This is a genomic window from Pseudoalteromonas sp. 2CM41L (genome assembly GCF_023161905.1).
Classification (GTDB): Bacteria; Pseudomonadota; Gammaproteobacteria; order Enterobacterales; family Alteromonadaceae; genus Pseudoalteromonas; species Pseudoalteromonas atlantica.
Genome location: NZ_JALNTN010000002.1, coordinates 71,478 through 91,473 on the forward strand (window position 1 = coordinate 71,478; position 19,996 = coordinate 91,473).

20 protein-coding genes are annotated in these 19,996 nt (G+C 42.2%); 18 read left to right on the top strand and 2 right to left on the bottom strand.

Going from position 1 to position 19,996, the window contains the following annotated elements; translation table 11 throughout:
• Positions 1-4: 4 nt before the first annotated feature.
• The 18 genes from fliP (at position 5) to MTF64_RS03270 (ending at position 17,276) form a co-directional block, all read left to right on the top strand.
• A complete protein-coding gene (gene fliP / locus MTF64_RS03185) occupies positions 5-748 on the top strand; it encodes a flagellar type III secretion system pore protein FliP (protein ID WP_024032315.1) in 744 nt (247 codons plus the stop codon).
• A 42-nt stretch (positions 749-790) separates the two neighbouring features.
• The gene (fliQ, locus tag MTF64_RS03190) at positions 791-1,060 is read left to right on the top strand and encodes a flagellar biosynthesis protein FliQ (RefSeq protein ID WP_004588301.1); all 270 of its coding nucleotides are present in this window, start codon (positions 791-793) and stop codon (positions 1,058-1,060) included.
• 2 nt (positions 1,061-1,062) lie between these two features.
• Positions 1,063-1,842, top strand: a complete 780-nt coding sequence (gene fliR / locus MTF64_RS03195; RefSeq protein ID WP_004588302.1) for a flagellar biosynthetic protein FliR — start codon at positions 1,063-1,065, stop codon at positions 1,840-1,842.
• An 8-nt stretch (positions 1,843-1,850) separates the two neighbouring features.
• Complete coding sequence (gene flhB, locus MTF64_RS03200; RefSeq protein WP_248450557.1) at positions 1,851-2,984, top strand: flagellar biosynthesis protein FlhB; 1,134 nt, start codon at positions 1,851-1,853, stop codon at positions 2,982-2,984.
• A 205-nt stretch (positions 2,985-3,189) separates the two neighbouring features.
• Positions 3,190-5,301, top strand: a complete 2,112-nt coding sequence (flhA, locus tag MTF64_RS03205) for a flagellar biosynthesis protein FlhA (RefSeq protein ID WP_004588304.1) — start codon at positions 3,190-3,192, stop codon at positions 5,299-5,301.
• 22 nt (positions 5,302-5,323) lie between these two features.
• Positions 5,324-6,799: a flagellar biosynthesis protein FlhF gene (flhF, locus tag MTF64_RS03210; protein ID WP_248450559.1), complete on the top strand. Its 1,476-nt coding sequence runs from the start codon at positions 5,324-5,326 to the stop codon at positions 6,797-6,799.
• Entirely contained in the window at positions 6,792-7,652 is an 861-nt protein-coding gene (locus MTF64_RS03215; protein ID WP_054983003.1) for a MinD/ParA family protein, read from the top strand. Before flhF ends, MTF64_RS03215 begins: the two co-directional genes overlap by 8 nt.
• 26 nt (positions 7,653-7,678) lie before the next feature.
• Entirely contained in the window at positions 7,679-8,389 is a 711-nt protein-coding gene (locus MTF64_RS03220) for an RNA polymerase sigma factor FliA (RefSeq protein ID WP_024032309.1), read from the top strand.
• A 41-nt stretch (positions 8,390-8,430) separates the two neighbouring features.
• Complete coding sequence (cheY, locus tag MTF64_RS03225; RefSeq protein WP_004588308.1) at positions 8,431-8,814, top strand: chemotaxis response regulator CheY; 384 nt, start codon at positions 8,431-8,433, stop codon at positions 8,812-8,814.
• 15 nt (positions 8,815-8,829) lie between these two features.
• Positions 8,830-9,597, top strand: a complete 768-nt coding sequence (locus MTF64_RS03230; RefSeq protein ID WP_054983004.1) for a protein phosphatase CheZ — start codon at positions 8,830-8,832, stop codon at positions 9,595-9,597.
• Between the two features lie 15 nt (positions 9,598-9,612).
• A complete protein-coding gene (locus MTF64_RS03235) occupies positions 9,613-11,841 on the top strand; it encodes a chemotaxis protein CheA (RefSeq protein ID WP_248450560.1) in 2,229 nt (742 codons plus the stop codon).
• Positions 11,842-11,892: 51 nt separating this feature from the next.
• A complete protein-coding gene (locus MTF64_RS03240; RefSeq protein ID WP_029773813.1) occupies positions 11,893-13,038 on the top strand; it encodes a chemotaxis response regulator protein-glutamate methylesterase in 1,146 nt (381 codons plus the stop codon).
• A complete protein-coding gene (locus MTF64_RS03245) occupies positions 13,031-13,795 on the top strand; it encodes a flagellar motor protein (RefSeq protein WP_004588312.1) in 765 nt (254 codons plus the stop codon). The genes MTF64_RS03240 and MTF64_RS03245 overlap by 8 nt, the downstream gene beginning before the upstream one ends.
• A 5-nt stretch (positions 13,796-13,800) precedes the next feature.
• On the top strand, positions 13,801-14,766 hold the full coding sequence (locus MTF64_RS03250) for a flagellar motor protein MotB (protein WP_248450561.1): 966 nt from the start codon (positions 13,801-13,803) through the stop codon (positions 14,764-14,766).
• 12 nt (positions 14,767-14,778) lie between these two features.
• Positions 14,779-15,549, top strand: a complete 771-nt coding sequence (locus tag MTF64_RS03255; protein ID WP_004588314.1) for a ParA family protein — start codon at positions 14,779-14,781, stop codon at positions 15,547-15,549.
• A gap of 3 nt (positions 15,550-15,552) precedes the next feature.
• A complete protein-coding gene (locus tag MTF64_RS03260; protein WP_248450563.1) occupies positions 15,553-16,335 on the top strand; it encodes a chemotaxis protein CheW in 783 nt (260 codons plus the stop codon).
• Between the two features lie 24 nt (positions 16,336-16,359).
• Complete coding sequence (locus MTF64_RS03265) at positions 16,360-16,857, top strand: chemotaxis protein CheW (protein WP_004588316.1); 498 nt, start codon at positions 16,360-16,362, stop codon at positions 16,855-16,857.
• 17 nt (positions 16,858-16,874) lie between these two features.
• Positions 16,875-17,276 carry a DUF2802 domain-containing protein gene (locus tag MTF64_RS03270; RefSeq protein WP_004588317.1) on the top strand — a complete coding sequence of 134 codons (402 nt, stop codon included), beginning with the start codon at positions 16,875-16,877 and terminating at the stop codon, positions 17,274-17,276.
• 81 nt (positions 17,277-17,357) lie between these two features.
• Here the strand turns inward: MTF64_RS03270 and MTF64_RS03275 are convergent, their stop codons facing one another.
• Positions 17,358-17,678 (bottom strand): EscU/YscU/HrcU family type III secretion system export apparatus switch protein, encoded by a 321-nt coding sequence (locus tag MTF64_RS03275; protein ID WP_004588318.1) that lies wholly within the window; start codon positions 17,676-17,678, stop codon positions 17,358-17,360.
• A gap of 1 nt (position 17,679) precedes the next feature.
• Positions 17,680-19,992 carry a flagellar hook-length control protein FliK gene (locus MTF64_RS03280; protein WP_248450565.1) on the bottom strand — a complete coding sequence of 771 codons (2,313 nt, stop codon included), beginning with the start codon at positions 19,990-19,992 and terminating at the stop codon, positions 17,680-17,682.
• Positions 19,993-19,996: the final 4 nt, after the last annotated feature.

Genomic DNA, 19,996 nt, shown 5'->3' on the forward strand with positions numbered 1-19,996 from the left:
CCCTATGATAAAGTGGCTGCTGATTATTTTAGCTGTGTTATTTGTACCTGCCGCAAGCAGTGCAGAGGGCATAGACGCTCTAACCATTACAACCAATGCCGACGGGACGCAAGATTACTCTGTAACCTTGCAAGTACTGGCAATTATGACGGCGCTGAGCTTTATTCCTGCCGCCATAATTATGATGACTTCGTTTACCCGTATTATTGTTGTACTGGCCATTTTGCGCCAAGCCATTGGTTTACAATCAACACCTTCAAACCAAGTTTTATTAGGGATGTCGCTTTTTTTAAGTATTTTTATTATGGCGCCTATTTATCAGCAAGTTAACGAACGTGCGATAGAACCCTATTTAAATGAACAAGTTACTTCGGTACAAGCATTAGAGCTTGCAAAGGAGCCCATGAAGGCCTTTATGCTCTCGCAGGTACGATTAAAAGACTTAGAAACGTTTGCCAAAATAGCCGGTTATGACCAGCTTGACTCGCCAGAGGCCACACCGCTTATTGTGTTAATACCTGCATTTGTGACCAGCGAACTACAAACCGCCTTTATTATTGGTTTTATGTTTTTTATACCGTTTTTAATTGTGGATTTAGTGGTTGCCTCGGTATTAATGGCCATGGGTATGATGATGCTCTCGCCCATGATAGTGTCCTTGCCTTTTAAAATAATGTTATTTGTACTGGTCGATGGCTGGAGCTTAGTAATGGGCACGTTAGCCAAAAGCTTTGGCTTAGGGACATAAACCATGTTTTACATTCGCACTTTTAAACATTAGGAGTACAACATGGAACCAGAAATTTTTGTTGATATTCTTAGCGATGCACTGTTTTTAGTTATTAAGCTGGTATCAGCTATTGTGGTACCTGGTTTACTTGTTGGTTTAGTGGTGGCGGTGTTCCAAGCGGCAACCTCAATTAATGAACAAACCCTAAGTTTTTTACCGCGCTTATTAATTACCATTGGGGCACTTATTGTAGGTGGGCATTGGCTTACTCAAGAGCTAATGGACTTTTTTACCCGCCTAGTGTTACTCATTCCTGAAATTGCAGGCTAATTGTGGAATTTCCTTTTTCTGTTGTTATTCAATGGTTAAGTGATTTTTTACTGCCTTTAGTTCGTATCAGCTCTATGATCATGATTATGGCGGGCTTAGGCGCGCAAAACGTACCTACCCGCATTAAAATGGGATTGGCGGTAGTGGTAACGTTTTTAGTGGTGCCAGCGCTGCCTCCTGCAACATTTACTAATTTATTTTCTTTTGAAATGGTGCTGGTGGTTATACAGCAAATGTTGATAGGTGTTGCAATAGGGTTTGCCTCTACGCTAATGCTAAATACCTTTGTGCTTGCTGGGCAAATACTGGCAATGCAAACCGGTTTGGGCTTTGCCTCTGTTATAGACCCTTCAAATGGTGCGAGTGTGCCTGCAGTTGGCCAGTTTTACTTAATTTTAGCGACCTTGTTATTTTTTGTTTTTAATGGCCATTTAATGATGATTCAAATGGTGGTGCATAGTTTTTCGGTGTTGCCTATAAACGGCCAGTGGTGGGCTGTTGATCATTACTGGGACATAGTAACGTGGGGCAGCTGGATGTTTACCACTGCACTGGTATTGGCTTTAGCCCCCCTTACGGCCATGCTCATTATTAATATTTCATTTGGTATTATGACCCGCGCAGCACCGCAATTAAACATTTTCTCAATAGGTTTTCCGTTTACATTAGTTGCCGGTTTAATGATTATTTGGGCTACCTTGGGTAATTTTGTAACCCAATTTGAGTTTCAGTGGTTAAAAATGATTGAGCTAATGTGTAGTCTTGTTGGCTGTACGGTGTAGGAGGGGCAATGGCTGAAGATTCAGGACAAGAAAAAACAGAAGAACCCACCTCCAAAAAGCTCGAAGATGCTAAAAAGAAAGGTCAAATAGCACGCTCAAAAGAACTAGGTACTATGTTCGTACTTATTTTTTCTGCAATTTCGTTGCTGTTATATGGGCCGGAAATAGGCAAAGGCTTATACAATATTATGGGCAGGATGCTGTCTTTAAATCGCAGTGAAACCTACGACACCACTAAAATGTTTGCGGTGTGGAGTGAGGTGGCCAGTGCGTTGCTGTTTCCTATGGCGATGTTTGTTTTAATTATTGTTATTGCAGCATTTATAGGAAATACCTTACTCGGCGGCTTTAATTTTAGTTGGGAAGCTGCAGCACCTAAACCCAGTAAAATGTCGCCAATGAAGGGCTTTAAACGTATGTTTGGCCCACAAGCAGCGATAGAGCTTGTAAAATCTATATTAAAGTTTGCGCTGGTGGCTATTTTTGCGGTGTTTTTGATTCAAACTTTTTTTGATGAAATTTTGCACTTAAGTATTGAAAGCGCACCTAGTAATATAATTCATGCCCTTGAAATACTCTCGTGGATGTTTTTAGGGTTGTCGTGCACTTTGGTGATTATTGCCGCAATAGATGCGCCTTATCAGAGTTATAACCACAACAAACAACTTAAAATGACCATGCAGGAGATCAAAGACGAGTACAAAAACTCAGAGGGTGATCCGCAAATTAAAGCGCGCATTAGGCAAACACAAAGGCAAATGTCGCAGCGAAGGATGATGCAAGATGTCCCCGATGCCGACGTAATTGTAACCAATCCTACTCACTATTCTGTGGCGCTAAAATACGATACTGAGCGAGCAGGTGCACCGATTGTACTTGCCAAAGGGATAGATGAAATGGCTATGCAAATTCGTAAAATAGCCAAAGGTAACGAAGTACCGATTGTAGAATCTCCTATGCTTACGCGGGCGCTTTATCATACCGCCGAAATAGGCCAACAGATCCCAGATCAGCTATTTACCGCTGTCGCTCAAGTTTTAGCCTATGTATTTCAGCTTAAACGGTTTAAAAAAGGCCGCGGAAAGCGCCCCATCCCGCTTAAGACTAAACTGCCTATTCCGGATGATTTTAAATACGATTAGGGTAAGCTGAGCTAACCACACTTTACAGGAGCGCCTTGCCTAAATACCAACATGGGGCTGCAAATTCAAACCATAAAGCCCATTCGCTCTTGTCTCTCACTTGCTTTAAATTTTGTATCAATACTCAATGAATCTATTGCTGGCTCTATACTTGGAATAGTTATTGCAATTTCAGGCTAGTGTCAATTTATTGAATTGTAGAGTTATGGATTTTAAAGCGGTATTACAACAACTTAACAAAGATAAAAAAGAGTATGCCAAAGGTGTTGGCACACCGCTACTAGTACTTGCAGCGCTGGGTATGGTTATTTTACCGCTGCCGCCATTTCTTCTTGATATATTATTTTCATTTAATATTGCCCTTGCCTTAGTTGTTTTACTGGTGACTGTTTACACCATGAAACCCCTCGAATTTGGCATGTTTCCGGCGGTACTGTTAATCGCTACAATTATGCGTTTAGCCCTAAATGTTGCCAGCACACGCGTGGTGCTCCTTGAGGGTCACAATGGGGGAGATGCGGCTGGTAAGGTAATTGAAGCGTTTGGCTCAGTGGTTATTGGCGGAAACTACGCGGTAGGTTTAGTGGTGTTTTTAATTCTGATCATCATAAACTTTGTTGTAATAACCAAAGGTGCTGGGCGTATTTCTGAAGTATCGGCTCGTTTCACGCTAGACGCTATGCCGGGTAAACAAATGGCGATTGATGCCGACTTAAACGCTGGCTTTATTAGTGCAGAGCAAGCACGTGAGCGCCGCAGTGAAGTAACCCGCGAAGCCGACTTTTACGGCTCTATGGATGGGGCGAGTAAGTTTGTAAAAGGCGATGCCATTGCCGGTATCGTGATATTAATTATTAATATTGTTGGCGGCTTATTTGTGGGCATGATCCAACACGACTTGAGCTTTAGCCGCGCAATGGAAGTATATACTTTACTTACCATTGGTGACGGCCTTGTGGCGCAGCTTCCTTCATTACTGCTCTCTATTGGTACTGCTATTGTTGTTACTCGCCAAAACGAATCACATAACATGGGTGAGCAATTTAAAGCCCAATTAGGTAACGAAAAATCATTATTTATCGCCTCAGGTATTTTAATCATTATGGGGTTAGTTCCGGGTATGCCTCATATTGCTTTTTTAAGTTTAGGCGCACTACTCGGCTACTTAGCTTACTTTACTCAGCAGCAAAAATTAAAAGCCGCTGCTCTAGCAGCCCAAGAGGCTGAAAGTGGTACCGTTGCCGGTACTGGTGTTGCAAACAAGCAAGAGCAAAAAGAGCTTGGATGGGACGATGTACAACAAATTGACGTTATTGGCTTAGAAGTTGGCTACAGGCTTATTCCGCTTGTTGACCAATCTCAAGGTGGTGAGCTGCTCAACCGAATTAAAGGGGTGCGTAAAAAGCTATCTCAGGAGCTTGGCTTTTTAGTACCGCCTGTACATATTCGCGATAACTTAGAGTTAGACCCTAATGCGTACCGTATTACCATGATGGGTGTTTCAAGTGGTGAAGGCGAACTCAAACATGGCGATGAACTGGCCATCAACCCAGGGCAAGTATTTGGCCCTATTAAAGGGGTTGAAACCAAAGACCCTGCATTTGGCTTAGATGCGGTATGGATAAAGCCTGATCAAAAAGACGAAGCACAGTCACTAGGTTACACAGTGGTTGACTCAGCCACAGTGGTAGCCACCCACATTAGCCAGTTATTAACTAACAGTGCCGCATTATTACTAGGGCATGAGGAGGTTCAAAACCTGCTTGATATGTTAGCTAAAAGCCATCCACGTTTAGTAGAAGGGTTAGTGCCAGAAGTACTACCACTGACAACCGTTGTAAAAGTACTGCAAAATTTATTAAACGAAGGGGTGGCTATTCGTGATATGCGCTCTATTGTTCAAACCCTTGTAGAGTACGGCCCACGTAGTCAAGATGCCGATGTTTTAACAGCTGCAGTGCGTATTTCGCTGCGCCGTTTAATAGTTCAAGACGCTGTGGGAATGTCATCAGAAATCCCTGTCATAACCTTGGCGCCTGAGTTGGAACAGATGTTGCATCAGTCATTACAAAATGCAGGCGACGAAGGTGCCGGAATAGAACCAAGCCTTGCTGAGCGACTTCAAACATCATTAAACGAAGCGCATCAGAATCAAGAAATGGCCGGAGAACCTTCAATATTGCTAACGTCAGGAATGTTACGCACTGTGTTATCTCGTTTTGTTAAGTACACCATACCGGGTTTAAGGGTGATGTCTTATCAAGAGGTACCAGATGAAAGACAGATCAAGATTGTCAGCTCAGTAGGCCAACAATAAAGATTTTAACAGGGGTTGAACCATGAAGATTAAACGTTTTTTTGCCAAAGATATGCGCACCGCACTGAAAGAAGTTAAAGATGAGCTAGGTGTTGATGCCGTTATTATGTCGAACAAAAAACTCGCTAATGGTGTAGAAATTGTTGCCGCAGTAGATTACGACAAAGCAGCCCCTAAAGCCGCAGCACAACCACAGGCAGCGCCTGCTCCGCAAAGAGCCGTGCAACAGCCTACTCATAACTTTGTAAAGCCAGAGCCTAAGCGTGCGCAACCTGAGCCACAAGCAAAAGTAGCTGATAGCTTACAAGCTTTATTAGAGCGCCAGTCGCCACGCCCTCGCTCTCCTGAGTTAGCCTCTATGTTTTCGCAATCAGGTATTGATACGTCTGAGCATTACCAAGAGCCAGCACAGCCACGTACGACAAATATGTTTGCTCGCGAAAATGAAGCGCCAAAACGCATGCAAACCCAAGCAGACAGCCTAGGCTTTGATGACTTAGATCAAGACTTTGACGATTTAGATACGCCTGTGGCTCCGCGTCCTCAAACTAATAACAATGAAAGCGCCCAAATGAGCGCGATGCGTGATGAAATGAACGCAATTCGCCAGTTACTAGAACACCAAGTATCGGGTTTAATGCAGCAAGATATGGCACGTCGCGACCCTACACGTGCATGCATGATTGACCGTTTAGTTGGCATGGGAATAGATAAAGACGTTGCAGAGCAAATGGCGTGTTTTATCCCAGATGACGTATCGCGTCAGCAAGGTTGGAAAGCATTATTGCAAATGGTTGAAGATCAAATGCAAACCACCAACAACGAAATTCTTCGCCAAGGGGGTGTGTATGCACTTGTTGGGCCTACTGGTGTAGGTAAAACAACCACAGTAGCTAAACTTGCCGCATTAGGCGCACAAAAGTATGGCGCCGACAAAGTTGCCCTAATCACCACTGATACATACAGAATTGGTGCGTATGAGCAGCTTGCAACGTATGGTCGTATTATTGGTTGTGGTGTTAAACAAGTAAAAGATGCCAATGAATTAGCTGAAGTTTTATATCATTTACGCAATAAGCGTCTAGTATTAATTGATACAGCGGGTATGAGCCAACGTGATTTACGCCTTACAGAGCAATTAAATACGTTAATGCGCAACCAGCGAGTAGATATACGTAGTTATTTAGTATTAAGTGCCACAGCACAAATAAATGTACTGCAAGAAACCGTAAGACATTTTAAAAAGGTTCAGCTAAGCGGTTGTATTTTCACTAAGTTAGATGAATCATTAAGTTTAGGTGAGATTATTAGTATAGCGATTCAAAATCGTCTTCCAATAGGGTATCTTACTAATGGTCAGCGCGTACCAGAAGATATTCGCGTTGCAAATGCTGAAAAACTAGTAAAAAAAGCTGAGCAATTGTATTTAAAAAGAGCAAAAGCACAACATTCAAGGCACCAAGCAGTGGCGCCAAGCACAGTAGGGATGTATGATTAACACAGTATTAGATCAAGCAAGCGGCCTGCGCAAAATGAGTCAAAACAACAACAACGGCGTAAAAGTTATCGCTGTCACCGGCGGTAAAGGAGGGGTGGGTAAAACCAACGTCTCTTTAAATACTGCTATTGCTTTAGGGCAGCAGGGTAATCGTGTATTAGTATTAGATGCCGATTTAGGCCTAGCTAATTGTGATGTAATGCTAGGACTACGTGTTGAAAAAAACTTATCTCATGTCCTTTCAGGCGAGTGCGAACTTGACGAGATTTTAGTTGAAGGCCCAGGCGGTATTAAAATCGTGCCTGCTACATCAGGCTCGCAAAGTATGGTGGAGCTAACCCCATCTGAGCATGCTGGGTTAATTCGTGCCTTTAGTGAGCTTAATACCGAATTTGATATTTTAATTGTAGATACCGCCGCTGGTATTTCTGACATGGTGCTGAGTTTTTCTCGTGCAGCGCAAGATGTCATGGTGGTGGTGTGTGATGAGCCGACCTCTATTACTGATGCCTACGCGCTTATTAAAGTACTTAGCCGCGAGCATGGCGTTTATAAATTTAAAATTGTTGCAAACATGGTGCGCAGTATGCGCGAGGGCCAAGAGCTTTTTGCAAAGCTCTCAAAAGTAACAGACCGCTTTTTAGATGTGTCTATGGAGCTTGTTGCGACTATTCCATATGATGAAAATATGCGTAAATCTACGCGTAAACAAAAAGTAATTGTCGATCTTTTCCCTAATTCACCAGCAGCAGTTGCGTTTAAAACATTAGCGACAAAAGCAGTAAAATGGCCTATACCTAATCAACCTTCAGGACATTTAGAGTTTTTCATTGAGAAGCTAGTAAACGGTTGATTATGACAACATCGGTGAAAAGAGCTATGGGATATCAATCAACACAAAATTTAAATGTGATTGTTGAAAAGCACGCGTCGCTTGTCAAAAAAGTGGCGTGCCATTTAATAGCTCGTCTTCCTCCTAGCGTTCAGCTTGATGACTTAATCCAATCGGGAATGATTGGCCTTATCGAGGCCTCAAAAAACTTTGACGCCAGTAAAGGGGCAAGCTTTGAAACGTTTGCTGGTATTCGTATTCGCGGTGCTATGCTTGATGAAATGCGCAGAGGGGATTGGGCACCACGTTCGGTGCACCGTAAAAGCCGTTTAGTCGCCGAAACCATCACAGAATTAGAAAATAGCTTAAATAGAGAACCAAAAGATACTGAAGTAGCTGAAAAACTTGATATTTCGCTAGAAGAATACCATCATATTTTAAATGATGTTAATTCCAGTAAAGTGCTTGGTATAGAAGACCTAGGGGTAGATGAAGATGTTATTAGCCCTGCAGGTCAAGATTTAGCGCTAGACAAACCATTTAATAATGTTAAAAATGAACGGTTTAATAATTCATTGTTAGAGGCAATAAAGTCTTTACCAGAGCGAGATGCAATGGTGCTTTCTTTGTATTACAACGATGAAATGAATTTAAAAGAAATTGGGCATATACTCGATGTAAGTGAATCGCGTGTAAGTCAGATACATGGTCAGGCGATGATTAAGCTCAAAGCAAAAATCAATGACTGGATAAACTAGTAGTAAGTAAATTATAGGTTAAGACCTCACCGGAGGATGTTTTGGATAAAAACATGAAAATTCTTGTTGTTGATGATTTCTCTACAATGAGACGTATTATAAAAAATCTGTTGCGTGACCTAGGGTTCACGAATGTTCAAGAAGCTGACGATGGTTCTACAGCATTACCTATGTTGCAAAATCAGGTTTTTGACTTTGTTGTAACCGATTGGAACATGCCAGGCATGCAGGGTATTGACTTGCTAAGAGCCATTAGAGCTGACGAAAAATTAAAACATATTCCGGTTTTAATGGTGACGGCAGAAGCTAAAAAAGAACAAATAATAGCGGCAGCGCAAGCAGGTGTTAATGGCTATATTGTTAAGCCATTTACTGCTGGTACTTTGAAAACTAAATTAGAAAAAGTGTTTGAACGCTTAGGTTAATGAGAGGAGAGGCTTATGTCAGCACCAGCTGCGCCTCAAATTACTTTAGAACAAGCTCGTCAGCTCGTCGTTTTTTTAGAAAACGGTGAGCAAGATAAAGCAGATCAATTAATTTTAGATACTGCCTCTCAAGAGCAATCGCAGCTTTTTGCTGAAGTAGGTAAGTTAACACGCCAATTACACGAAGCCCTTAAAAGCTTTGAACTTGATACGCGTTTAACCGATTTAACCACTGATGCAATTCCGGATGCGAAAAAGCGCTTAAACTATGTCATGGAAATGACAGAAAATGCAGCTAATAAGACAATGGATGCGGTCGAAGCAAGCCTCCCTATTGCGCAGCAGCTAGCAGATGAAATTGCACATATTAAGCCTACTTGGGATAGGCTTATGAACCGTGAGATAGAGCTGGGCGAGTTTAAAACCTTATGCCACAGCATCGACAAGTTTATGAACAGCTCTCATCATAAAACCGATGAGTTGCAAACTTTAATGACCAATGTACTAATGGCGCAGGATTTTCAAGATTTAACCGGCCAGGTTATCCGCCGTGTAATTGAATTAGTCAGAGAAGTAGAAGAAAGTTTAATCCACCTTTTAACAGCATTTGCTGCACAAGATGACAGCATTGCTGAAAGTAAAGAACAACAAGAAACAGAAGAACAGGTTGCCGCACAAACATTAGCAGGTCCTGAAGGCCCTATTATTGATAAAGAGTCGCGAAATGATGTTGTATCTGACCAAGACGAGGTCGATGACCTATTATCAAGTTTGGGCTTCTAAGAGGAGAGTAACTGCATGAGCTTTGAAGTCGATGAAGATATTTTACAAGACTTTCTTGTAGAGGCTGGAGAAATCCTAGAGCTTTTATCTGAACAGTTAGTTGAGCTAGAAAATAACCCAGAAGATACTGAGTTACTAAATGCTATTTTTAGGGGCTTTCATACCGTAAAAGGGGGAGCAGGCTTTTTAGCTATGACTGAGCTTGTTGATGCCTGTCATGGTGCTGAAAACGTATTTGATCTCTTACGCCAAGGGGTTAGAACTGTTAATTCAGAATTAATGGATGTGATTTTACAAGCACTAGATACCATTAATGAAATGTTTGCCACTATTCAAAACCGCGAACAGCCAGACCCAGCAGACCCTCAATTATTAGAAACCCTTCATAAACTCGGCCAACCGCCTACGGATGACGAGCTTACTGAAACAGCCCCCGAAGTTGTTGAACAAGAACCCGCAGCTCCCGTTAGCGCAGAAGATGATGAAGACCCATTTGCATTTGATGAACTATTTGATGTGGCAGGTTCAAGCCCTTCAGCAGATAGCACGCAAATTGATGAAATTACAGAAGATGAATTTGAAAGCTTACTCGATGAGCTACACGGCAAAGGCCAAAGCCCGGTGTCGCAACCAAGTGCAAGTGCAGAGCCAGATTCAAGTTCAGATATTACCGATGATGAATTTGACAGTTTATTAGATGAATTACACGGTGTAGGTAGTTTTGGTCCTGTTGCAGGAGATACCTCAAGTAGTGAGCCAGAAGTAAAACACACAGCACCACCAGCGGCTGTTACAAATGATAGCGGTGATGATGAAATCAGCGATGATGAATTTGAAGCACTGCTTGATGAACTGCACGGTAAAGGCGCCGCACCAGAATCAAAAGAAGCTGACACACCTGCACCGCAGCCACCTAAGGCTGCACCTGTAGCACAAACGCCAGTAAAACCTACGCCAGAAAAGCCTACGCCAGCACCTGCAGCAAAACAAGCTCCGGCGGCAAAAGCCGCTGCGCCTACACCTAAAGTGGCTGAAAAACCAGCGAGTAGCGCTGCACCTAAAAAAGCTACGCCTCCACCTGCTGAAACAACAGTACGTGTTGATACAAAGCGTTTAGACCAAATAATGAATATGGTTGGCGAGTTGGTATTAGTACGAAATAGGTTGGTCAGTTTAGCGACCAATACAGACAGTGAAGCGATGGGTAAGGCGATATCAAATCTTGATGTGGTCACTGCTGATATTCAAGGTGCAGTAATGCAAACGCGAATGCAGCCTATCAAAAAAGTGTTTGGCCGATTCCCTCGCGTAGTACGTGACTTAGCCCGTAGCTTAAATAAAGAAATTGATTTACAGCTTGTAGGTGAAGAAACCGATTTAGATAAAAACTTAGTTGAGGCACTGGCCGATCCGTTGGTGCATTTAGTACGAAACTCAGTTGACCATGGTATTGAAATGCCAGCAGCGCGTGAAGCTGCGGGTAAGCCTAGAACTGGTAACGTTACATTATCGGCTTCGCAAGAAGGCGACCATATTTTGTTAACCATTAAAGATGATGGTGCAGGTATGGATGCGGAAAAACTGAAAAAAATAGCGATCAGTAAAGGCGTTATTGACCATGATCAGGCAAGTCGCTTATCAGATACAGAAGCGTATAACTTAATATTTGCACCAGGCTTTTCGACCAAAGAAGAGATATCTGATATTTCTGGCCGTGGCGTAGGCATGGATGTAGTAAAAACTAAAATTACGCAGCTTAATGGCTCTGTGAGTATACAGTCAGAGTTGGGCGTAGGGACTATTTTAGAGATAAAAGTACCATTAACACTGGCTATTTTACCTACGCTGATGGTTATTGTTGGTGAGCAAACGTTTGCGTTACCACTTGCTGGTGTGAGTGAAATATTCCACTTAGATTTAACCAAAACCAATGTGGTAGATGGTCAGCTTACAATTATTGTTCGTAAAAAAGCGATACCGCTATTTTACTTAGAGCATTGGCTAGTCAAAGGTGCTGATTGTTCTCAGCGAAAAGCGCAAGGTCATGTGGTAATTGTACAAATAGGTACTCAGCAAGTTGGCTTTGTGGTTGATTCATTAATTGGCCAAGAAGAAGTTGTTATTAAGCCTCTTGATGCGTTATTACAAGGTACGCCTGGAATGGCTGGTGCAACAATTACATCTGACGGTGGCATTGCGCTGATTCTGGATGTACCTAATATGCTTAAGCATTACGCAGGATAAAATGTAGGCATACCTGTGTATGCCTACACATAAATTTAATAAGAGAGCGCAATGGCCGTAAAAGTTTTAGTTGTTGACGATTCCAGTTTTTTTCGCCGTCGAGTAAGCGAAATTCTTGAACAAGACAGCGGTATTGAAGTAATAGGTTTTGCTGTTAACGGTAGAGAAGCCGTAGAAAAAACAGCGCAGTTACGTCCAGATATGATCACCATGGATGTAGAAATGCCTGTGCTTGATGGTATTAGCGCAGTAAAAGAAATTATGGCGAGTAACCCAACGCCAATACTTATGTTTTCTTCATTAACCCGCGACGGTGCAACCGCAACTTTAGATGCACTTGATGCCGGAGCTATGGACTTTTTACCGAAAAAGTTTGAAGACATTGCACGAAATAACGAAGATGCAATCAAGTTATTACAAGCCAAAGTGAAGGAAATTGGTCGCAGGCGTGCACCACGCCCTGTTAGGCCATTAACATCAAGTAAGACTACTGCTCCACCTGCAAGCAAACTAGCCACAACAAGCTCATCGCTTAAACAACCTGATAGAAGCTTTCAACGTGCTGCCCCAGTGCAGACAACAACTACACCCAGTATGCCCACGCGTGCCAGCGGTAAACACTATCAAATAGTGGCTATTGGCACTTCAACTGGCGGGCCAGTTGCTTTACAAACTATATTAACCCAATTACCTGCTAACTTTGCACACCCTATTTTGTTAATTCAGCACATGCCGGCGGCATTTACGCCTGCGTTTGCGGCACGTTTAAATAGCCTTTGCAAAATACGCGTTAAAGAAGCGCAACAAGGTGACAGGCTAGAAGCCGGCACAGCCTACTTAGCACCTGGTGGACAGCAAATGATGGTAGAGGGGCGAAGTGGTAACAAAACGTTGCGTGTATTTGAAGATAATAGTGAACGAATAAGCTACAAACCAAGCGTTGATGTTACTTTTGCAAGTGTTGCTAAAAGCTACCAAGGAGACGTACTTGCTATTGTTTTAACCGGCATGGGCGCTGATGGACGTGATGGCGCGCGAATGCTTAAGCAATCTGGCGCAACCATTTGGGCGCAAGATGAAAAAAGCTGTGTGGTATACGGTATGCCTCAAGCTATTGCCAACGCTGGGCTTGCCTCTGAGCATTTAGCGTTAAACGACGTAGCAGCAAGAATAAAAAGAGAGACTGGTTGTGGATAAGCTCTCTGTTTTAGGGTTAATCATTGCGCTGGGCGCTATAGCGATTGGTTACTCTTTAGAGGGTGGCGTTGTCACGGCGTTATTTAATGGCCCTGCACTTATTATTGTACTTGGCGGCACCTTAGGGGCTGTTATGTTGCAAACGGCGACAAGCACCTTTAAAAAAACGCTAAGCATGAGCCATTGGGTATTTTTTTCACCCCAGTACAATATTGAGCAAGCCATAGAGCAAATTAAAACGTGGTCGCATAAAGCTCGCCAGGAAGGGTACTTAGCGCTTGAAAAAGAGGCACTTAGTCACCCAGATCCTTATGCAGCAAAAGGGCTTAGTTTACTAGTAGATGGGTGTTCGGAGCAAAAGCTACGCGACACCTTAGAAATAGATTTAATGCTTGAACGAGACCGCTTACTTGAAGCAAGTAGAGTGTACGAAGCCATGGGCGGATATAGCCCAACTATAGGCATTTTAGGGGCTGTACTTGGTCTTATTCAAGCAATGTCATTTATTACTGACCCTCAAAAGCTAGGTGCAGGGGTCGCCACCGCATTTATTGCAACAATATATGGGGTGGGTTTAGCTAACTTATTATTTTTACCTATGGCCAATAAGCTTAAGCAGCGAGTGGAGCAAAAAATGCTTTACCATGAAATGATGGCCGAAGGGGTGATTGCTATAAGCCTTGGCGAAAGTCCTATTAACATAGAATTAAAGCTTGAAGCTTATCGCACAGAGCGCCCTAATGTCGTGGTAGAGTAACTTTTATGTTACGCCGGCGCTTACGTCAATCAGCTGAAAAAAATCAACATACAGAACGTTGGTTAGTCTCTTATGCTGATTACATGACCATTATGTTTGCCTTTTTTGTGGTTATGTATGCCATTGCCATAAATAAAGAAGAAAGTTTTCAAATCCTCTCCGACTCCCTAGAACAGGTTTTTGACAAATCAGCAAGACAACAATCGCAACAAGGTGAGGGCGTGACAGGCGAAGGGCTACTTACTGACCGTGTTACCCCAGAGCAAGAGATATTGTACGGTGAGAGCATTCAAAAACAGGAGTCTGGCCCAGAGCTGCTAGATGGACATAGTGATACAAGCAATATAAAACAAAAACATTTAGGTAAACCACTCGATAGTTTGTTAACTAAACTACATTCAGCACTTATTGATGAAATTCGTGATGGAGAAGCCAGTTTAGAGCTCAACCAAGATTGGCTTATTATTGAGCTGAGTTCAGGAATGCTGTTCTCAAGTGGTAGCTCTGTGGCCCATGCGCGAGCTAAGCAAGTCGTAAAAATTGTAAAAGATATTATTGCCCCAGTAGATAACTACATAAGGGTAAGAGGTTACACAGATAACGAAAGTATTCGCAATGAAATGTTTCGCTCTAACTGGGAGTTGTCAGTTGCACGGGCGACCTCTATTTTAGTTGAATTAGAAACGTTAGGAATTAACCCAGCGCGAATGGCAATCGAGGGGTATGGGCAATACTCACCTTTTGCCGATAACGACACCGCAGCGGGTAGAGCAGAGAATCGTAAAGTTGTTATTGCGCTTTCTAAGTATGGCTTAGTACAACAAACCACCGAAAATGAAGCTGAGCCTGATGAGCAAGTGCAACAAGCTGCGCCTGAGCCAGAGGTCGAACTTCCCTCTGATGATAACTCTATTAAAATAATTCGTTTACCTCATGGTGGCATCAGAATCACCACGCGCAATGAACAGTAATTAGGACTTAATGTGAAGATTTGGACAGTAGCAAATCAAAAGGGCGGTGTAGGTAAAACCACAACGGCTGTCAGTCTTGCTGGTATTTTGGCCTTGCAAGGTAAACGCGTATTACTCATTGATACCGACCCTCACGCCTCACTAACGTACTATTTTGGTATTGATTCTGAAGATTTAGAAGTCAGTGTGTACGATATTTTTGCTCGCGGCACCTCAATGCAAAGTGAAGAAATACTTCAAGCATTGTGCCCCTCTACCATGGAAAACCTAGATATATTGCCCGCGACGATGGCTATAGCAACCCTCGATAGAAGTATGGGTAATAAAACGGGGATGGGCTTAATTTTAAAAAAAACACTTGCAAAAATTAGTGAACATTACGATTATGCGCTGCTTGATTGCCCGCCCGTTTTAGGTGTTTTAATGGTGAACGCATTAGCCGCCAGCGAACGTATTTTAGTGCCTGTGCAAACTGAGTTTTTGGCGCTCAAAGGGCTTGATAGAATGATGCGCACTATGGAATTAATGCAAAGCTCTCAAGCGAAACAGTACCAATATACTATAATCCCTACTATGTATGATAAGCGCACAAAAGCGTCGCTTGAAGCCTACAAAACGTTGCAAAATACATATAAAGATAAAGTATGGCCAGGGGTGATCCCCGTTGATACAAAGTTTAGAGATGCAAGCCTTGCACAAAAGGTGCCCATAGAGTTTTGCCCACGTTCACGTGGGGTTTACGCTTATAAAGCGTTATTAGATTATTTAATTGGACAAGGTTAATGAATGAGTAAGCAATTATTTGCTAATGAAAAAGTAATGACTCAATACTTAGGGGCGCTATTATGCGAAGACGAACCTGAGGAAAACCTTGAGCCTGTAGCAAAGCTACTTGAGCAAGTACCTAGTGCCTTACAAAACGACGAAGTACTTTTAAAGCCTAAAGCGCAATTAAAAGTAACCGAGCAGCTTTATTCTGAGCAAGTAAAAGAGAGTAATAGCGAGGCTGATGCCACTATTCCGCCACCTGCACCTATTGAGCCTGAGCCAGTAGAGACACCTGAGGTGCAAACCCAGTTAAGTACAGAACCTGCTCCTTTATTACATAGCCAAGAAGATTACTTTGAAGGTGAATTTCAGGCTCTGTTTTTTGAAGTGGCTGGTTTAACATTGGCTGTTCCTTTGAAAGCGCTTGGAGGAATTCATCAATTAGGTGAAGTAAATCATTTATTTGGTAAGCCAAAGTGGTTTAAAGGCGTTATGCTTAATAGAGATGAAAAGCTAAACGTAGTTGATACTGCCCGTTGGGTAATGCCTGAAAAGTACGATGAAAAGTTAGAGGCCTCTCTTAATTATCAGTATTTAATAACCCTAGGCGATAGCAACTGGGGTTTATTGGCCGAAAAGTTAATAAATAACATTACATTGAGTAAAGAAGATGTAAAATGGCGAAAAAACAGTGGCAAACGCCCTTGGCTTGCCGGTGTTATTAAAGAAAAAATGTGTGCTTTAATAGATGTAGATAATTTAAATGCACTATTAGAAAAAGGCTTAGATAGCCGTCAGTAGTAACGACCATTACGGGGTAACAGCATGAGCGAAGATAGACTATTATCAGCGAATAAAAACGCAGATAACAACGATGAAATTTTACAGTGGGTAACGTTTAAGCTTGAAGAAGAAACGTATGGCGTAAACGTAATGCAGGTGCAAGAAATTTTACGTTATACCGAAATTGCCCCAGTACCTGGTGCACCTTCATACGTTATTGGCATTATAAATTTACGTGGTAACGTAGTCACTGTTATTGATACTCGTGCTCGCTTTGGTTTGCCTGCTGCGGATGCAACTGATAACTCTCGCATTTTAATTATTGAAGCAGAAGAGCAAGTAATTGGTATTTTAGCTGATAGTGTTTCTGAAGTTGTGTACTTACGCAGCTCTGAAATAGACAGCGCGCCAAATGTTGGTACCGAAGAAAGCGCTAAGTTTATCCAAGGTGTATGTAACCGCGATAACGAATTACTTATTTTAGTCGATTTAAATAAATTACTTAGCGATGACGAATGGGATGAGTTAAGCGATATTTAAGCTTTACCACTAAAATTATGTTGTTACTCAGTATCGCAATAGCAGCGCTAGGGATAGGTTTAATATCGCTGGCGCTAATTGTTGCATTAAAAAATAAACAGTCGGCGGAGCTTAATGCGGTATCACAGCAATTAAAAGATACCTCAGAGCAAACACATATATTACGCAGTGAAGTGTCTGAGCTCAGAACAGGGCTTTTAAGTATTGGTAAGCGCGTACTTGAAGTTGAGCAACAAAATCAAGAGTTGATGCAACAACAAGCTGCCCAAAAATATGATGACCCAGACGCAAAAATATATTCTCGTGCTGTTAAAATGGTTGAGCTTGGCGCAGATTTAGATGAGGTGATACGCGAGTGCGAGCTTCCTAGGGCTGAGGCTGAACTATTATTTTCGTTACATAAACAAAAAGACGCCTAGCGTCTTTTTTGCTTTTAACTACACGTAATACCAATGTGCAGTAATACTTAATAAAGGGGGAGATATAATTTATCCACCTAGTTATGCCTTTACATTTAGCTTACCTTGAAAGTCTTGCCAGCCAGGTGGGAACTGCCCACGAAGCACGTACGAAAAAGCAATCAATTCAGCAATAACATAATAAAGCTCTTTAGGTATTTCCTCTCCCAATTCTAAGTGTGAGAGTGTTTTAGCAAGTGCTTCATCTTGGTGGATCATAATGCCTTTTTGTTTCGCTGCTGCGATTATTTCATCGGCCAACTCGCCAAACCCTTTTACACTTACCGCGGGGGTGCTTCCTGCTTCATACAACAGGCCAATCGCGGATTTATTATTTGCTGCTAAATTAGAGGTGTCAGTCATGTTAAACCTTAATATTTATAATGGCATGCGATTGATAAAACGCTTGATGACTAGCATCTCCGCGTTTTAAGTTTAGCTCGCCTACTTGCAAGCCATGCTGAGCTAATTTAGCCCTGAGGCTATCTAAATGAGGGTGTGCAATTGCACTTACTTCTTGGCTAGAGGCAAGCAGCTGGCAATCGAGCGCTTTGTCCATAAGCTCAGCCACTATTTGTAATTGCCCTTGCTGTGCATAATCAAAATTTAATCTAACAAACCACACGTTTTTTTCGGTTTTATCTACACTGGCTTTTTTATATTGCCCTAAGGTTATCTCTGTTTGTCCCGCTTCAGGCGGAAGTTTCATCGGAAATAAAAACTGTGCTAGCGGGTTTGTGTCGCTTTGTTGGTTTGGCGTAGTTACTTGTACTTGGCTAAGGGTATTTTTAACTTGTAGCAGCTCTGGGGCAAGCTCTTGTATTTGTGTTTGTTGAAGTTGCTCTAATAGTTTATCCGCGCCATTACCTAGTTTAAAAGTAGGTAAAAGCACATTAAGTAGGGCATCAACTCCTGTGTGGTTATTAAACGTTAGCGAAGTACTTGGTTGGCTTATTATTGGCGCCGCTAAAATAGTAACCGCAAGTTGCTCAAGCCCTTTTGTAAAACTACTTTGTAGTGTGTCGTTTGGCGTAGTAAGTGGTTGTAAGGTACTTAAAAGCTCTCGCTGTATGGTGGCTGGGTGCACATTAGTACTGGAGACCATTCTATTAAAAGCTTGGTTCACTAAACGCGTAAGATCAGGTGTATTTTGTGTAGCTTTGCTTGCTATGTCAGTAATTTGGCTACTCAACAATGTTTTAGGGTTGGAAGCGCTATTTGGGCGCTCACTCTCTGTTGGCAAATTTAAAAGCGAGGTTAAAAGTTTAGCCTCTGTTGGTTGTAACTGCTGACTTACAGCTGTGTTAAAAAGCGAGTGAGACAAACTGGGTTGATTGGGAGTATTTACCTGTGAAGTTGTGGCATGTAGTGTTTTTAAACTCAGCGGCGCAGAAGAGTTGCCTTGCGTACTTACATTTGTTGGTTGGGCGCTCACTGCTTGGGGCTGAGCTGTATTGTTTGCTGATTGCCATAACGACACACTTGCCTTTAATTGCTGGGTTATTTGCACTAAAGGAGGAAGCTGCGCAAAGTGTTTAGCTAAAGGGCTGTTAGGGGTAAAAGGATGATTAGCCACTTCTGCGGTTATATTTAGCTTGTTTAAATTAGGGTTTGTTAGCGTGTTTGTTTGTGTTGGCGTTTTATTTACATCAAGCTTAGCTTGTTGAGCCTGCAAAGGTGGCGTTTTACTCGCAAAGGGTTTGTTTTCAAAGTATTTAACGGCATCGTTAATTCGCGTTTTTATATCACTAAAGCTATTTTGTAACCATGACTTTATAGGGCTTTGTGCACTTAACTGCGGGCTTGTTTTATCAGCGGGGGGTCTGGTTACATTTTGCTGCTGTAATAAAACCAAGTCGGTAAAGGGTTTACTAAATGAGTTATTAAGTGCGACCTGCATTTTAGGTAAGTTAGTTTTAATGAGCAGCTTATCTGCTTGATTAGTAATATTTACTGCCACGGGCTTGCTAGGCAATTCACTAAGCTGTTTATTGGTTATCGGGGTTGTGAACGAGCCACTATGCTGAGGGTGCGAAATAATAGCTAATTTAGGCGTTGCTTGTAGTTGCGCGCTGGGCAGTAAGTTAGTTAATAGCTGCGAAATTTTATGTTGGCTGAGAGTTTGAGTATGGACGGTGTCAGCAAAGCGGTTAATAACATTTATTTGTGCGCCTTTATTGGTTGTATTAATTAGTACCTGTAATGGCTGCTCGGTATTTAACAGCTGTGCGGTTTCTTTGTTAATTGCGATACTGGCATTAAGGCTAGGTATCATAAGTTGCGGTGACGGCGAAAGCTGTACATTGGCTGGCAAGGGTTTACTTTGTATTTCACTACCGGTACTAACATAATTTAAAAAACGCTGCAGTTGTGATGCGTTGCTAAGTGTAATATTGGTATTGTTAGGAGTAATATTTAGCTGCTTTCCATCAGCGCTGAGCTGTATGTTAGCACTTGCTATTTTGTCTGTATTTTGAGGGGCATGCGTTATGCCTAAGCGTAGTGTTTGCCAGTGTTTATCAATTAAAACATCGAGTGTAATTGAGCCTTTTGAAAACTGAATATTTTTAGCCGCAAGTACCTGCTCGGGTAATTGTACTAATTCGTGCGAAGTGCTCGGGGCGCTTTGGTTATTAACCAATGAATTAGATAATGTGATTTGCGTTGGATTATTCATTATT

Excerpts from the sequence above, each read along its gene's own strand:
- fliP (WP_024032315.1), top strand. The coding sequence starts at position 5 with ATGATAAAGTGGCTGCTGATTATTTTAGCTGTGTTATTTGTACCTGCC.
- fliQ (WP_004588301.1), top strand. The coding sequence starts at position 791 with ATGGAACCAGAAATTTTTGTTGATATTCTTAGCGATGCACTGTTTTTA.
- flhB (WP_248450557.1), top strand. The coding sequence starts at position 1,851 with ATGGCTGAAGATTCAGGACAAGAAAAAACAGAAGAACCCACCTCCAAA.
- flhA (WP_004588304.1), top strand. The coding sequence starts at position 3,190 with ATGGATTTTAAAGCGGTATTACAACAACTTAACAAAGATAAAAAAGAG.
- flhF (WP_248450559.1), top strand. The coding sequence starts at position 5,324 with ATGAAGATTAAACGTTTTTTTGCCAAAGATATGCGCACCGCACTGAAA.
- MTF64_RS03215 (WP_054983003.1), top strand. The coding sequence starts at position 6,792 with ATGATTAACACAGTATTAGATCAAGCAAGCGGCCTGCGCAAAATGAGT.
- MTF64_RS03220 (WP_024032309.1), top strand. The coding sequence starts at position 7,679 with ATGGGATATCAATCAACACAAAATTTAAATGTGATTGTTGAAAAGCAC.
- MTF64_RS03230 (WP_054983004.1), top strand. The coding sequence starts at position 8,830 with ATGTCAGCACCAGCTGCGCCTCAAATTACTTTAGAACAAGCTCGTCAG.
- MTF64_RS03235 (WP_248450560.1), top strand. The coding sequence starts at position 9,613 with ATGAGCTTTGAAGTCGATGAAGATATTTTACAAGACTTTCTTGTAGAG.
- MTF64_RS03240 (WP_029773813.1), top strand. The coding sequence starts at position 11,893 with ATGGCCGTAAAAGTTTTAGTTGTTGACGATTCCAGTTTTTTTCGCCGT.
- MTF64_RS03250 (WP_248450561.1), top strand. The coding sequence starts at position 13,801 with ATGTTACGCCGGCGCTTACGTCAATCAGCTGAAAAAAATCAACATACA.
- MTF64_RS03260 (WP_248450563.1), top strand. The coding sequence starts at position 15,553 with ATGAGTAAGCAATTATTTGCTAATGAAAAAGTAATGACTCAATACTTA.
- MTF64_RS03265 (WP_004588316.1), top strand. The coding sequence starts at position 16,360 with ATGAGCGAAGATAGACTATTATCAGCGAATAAAAACGCAGATAACAAC.
- MTF64_RS03270 (WP_004588317.1), top strand. The coding sequence starts at position 16,875 with ATGTTGTTACTCAGTATCGCAATAGCAGCGCTAGGGATAGGTTTAATA.
- MTF64_RS03275 (WP_004588318.1), bottom strand. The coding sequence starts at position 17,678 with ATGACTGACACCTCTAATTTAGCAGCAAATAATAAATCCGCGATTGGC.
- MTF64_RS03280 (WP_248450565.1), bottom strand. The coding sequence starts at position 19,992 with ATGAATAATCCAACGCAAATCACATTATCTAATTCATTGGTTAATAAC.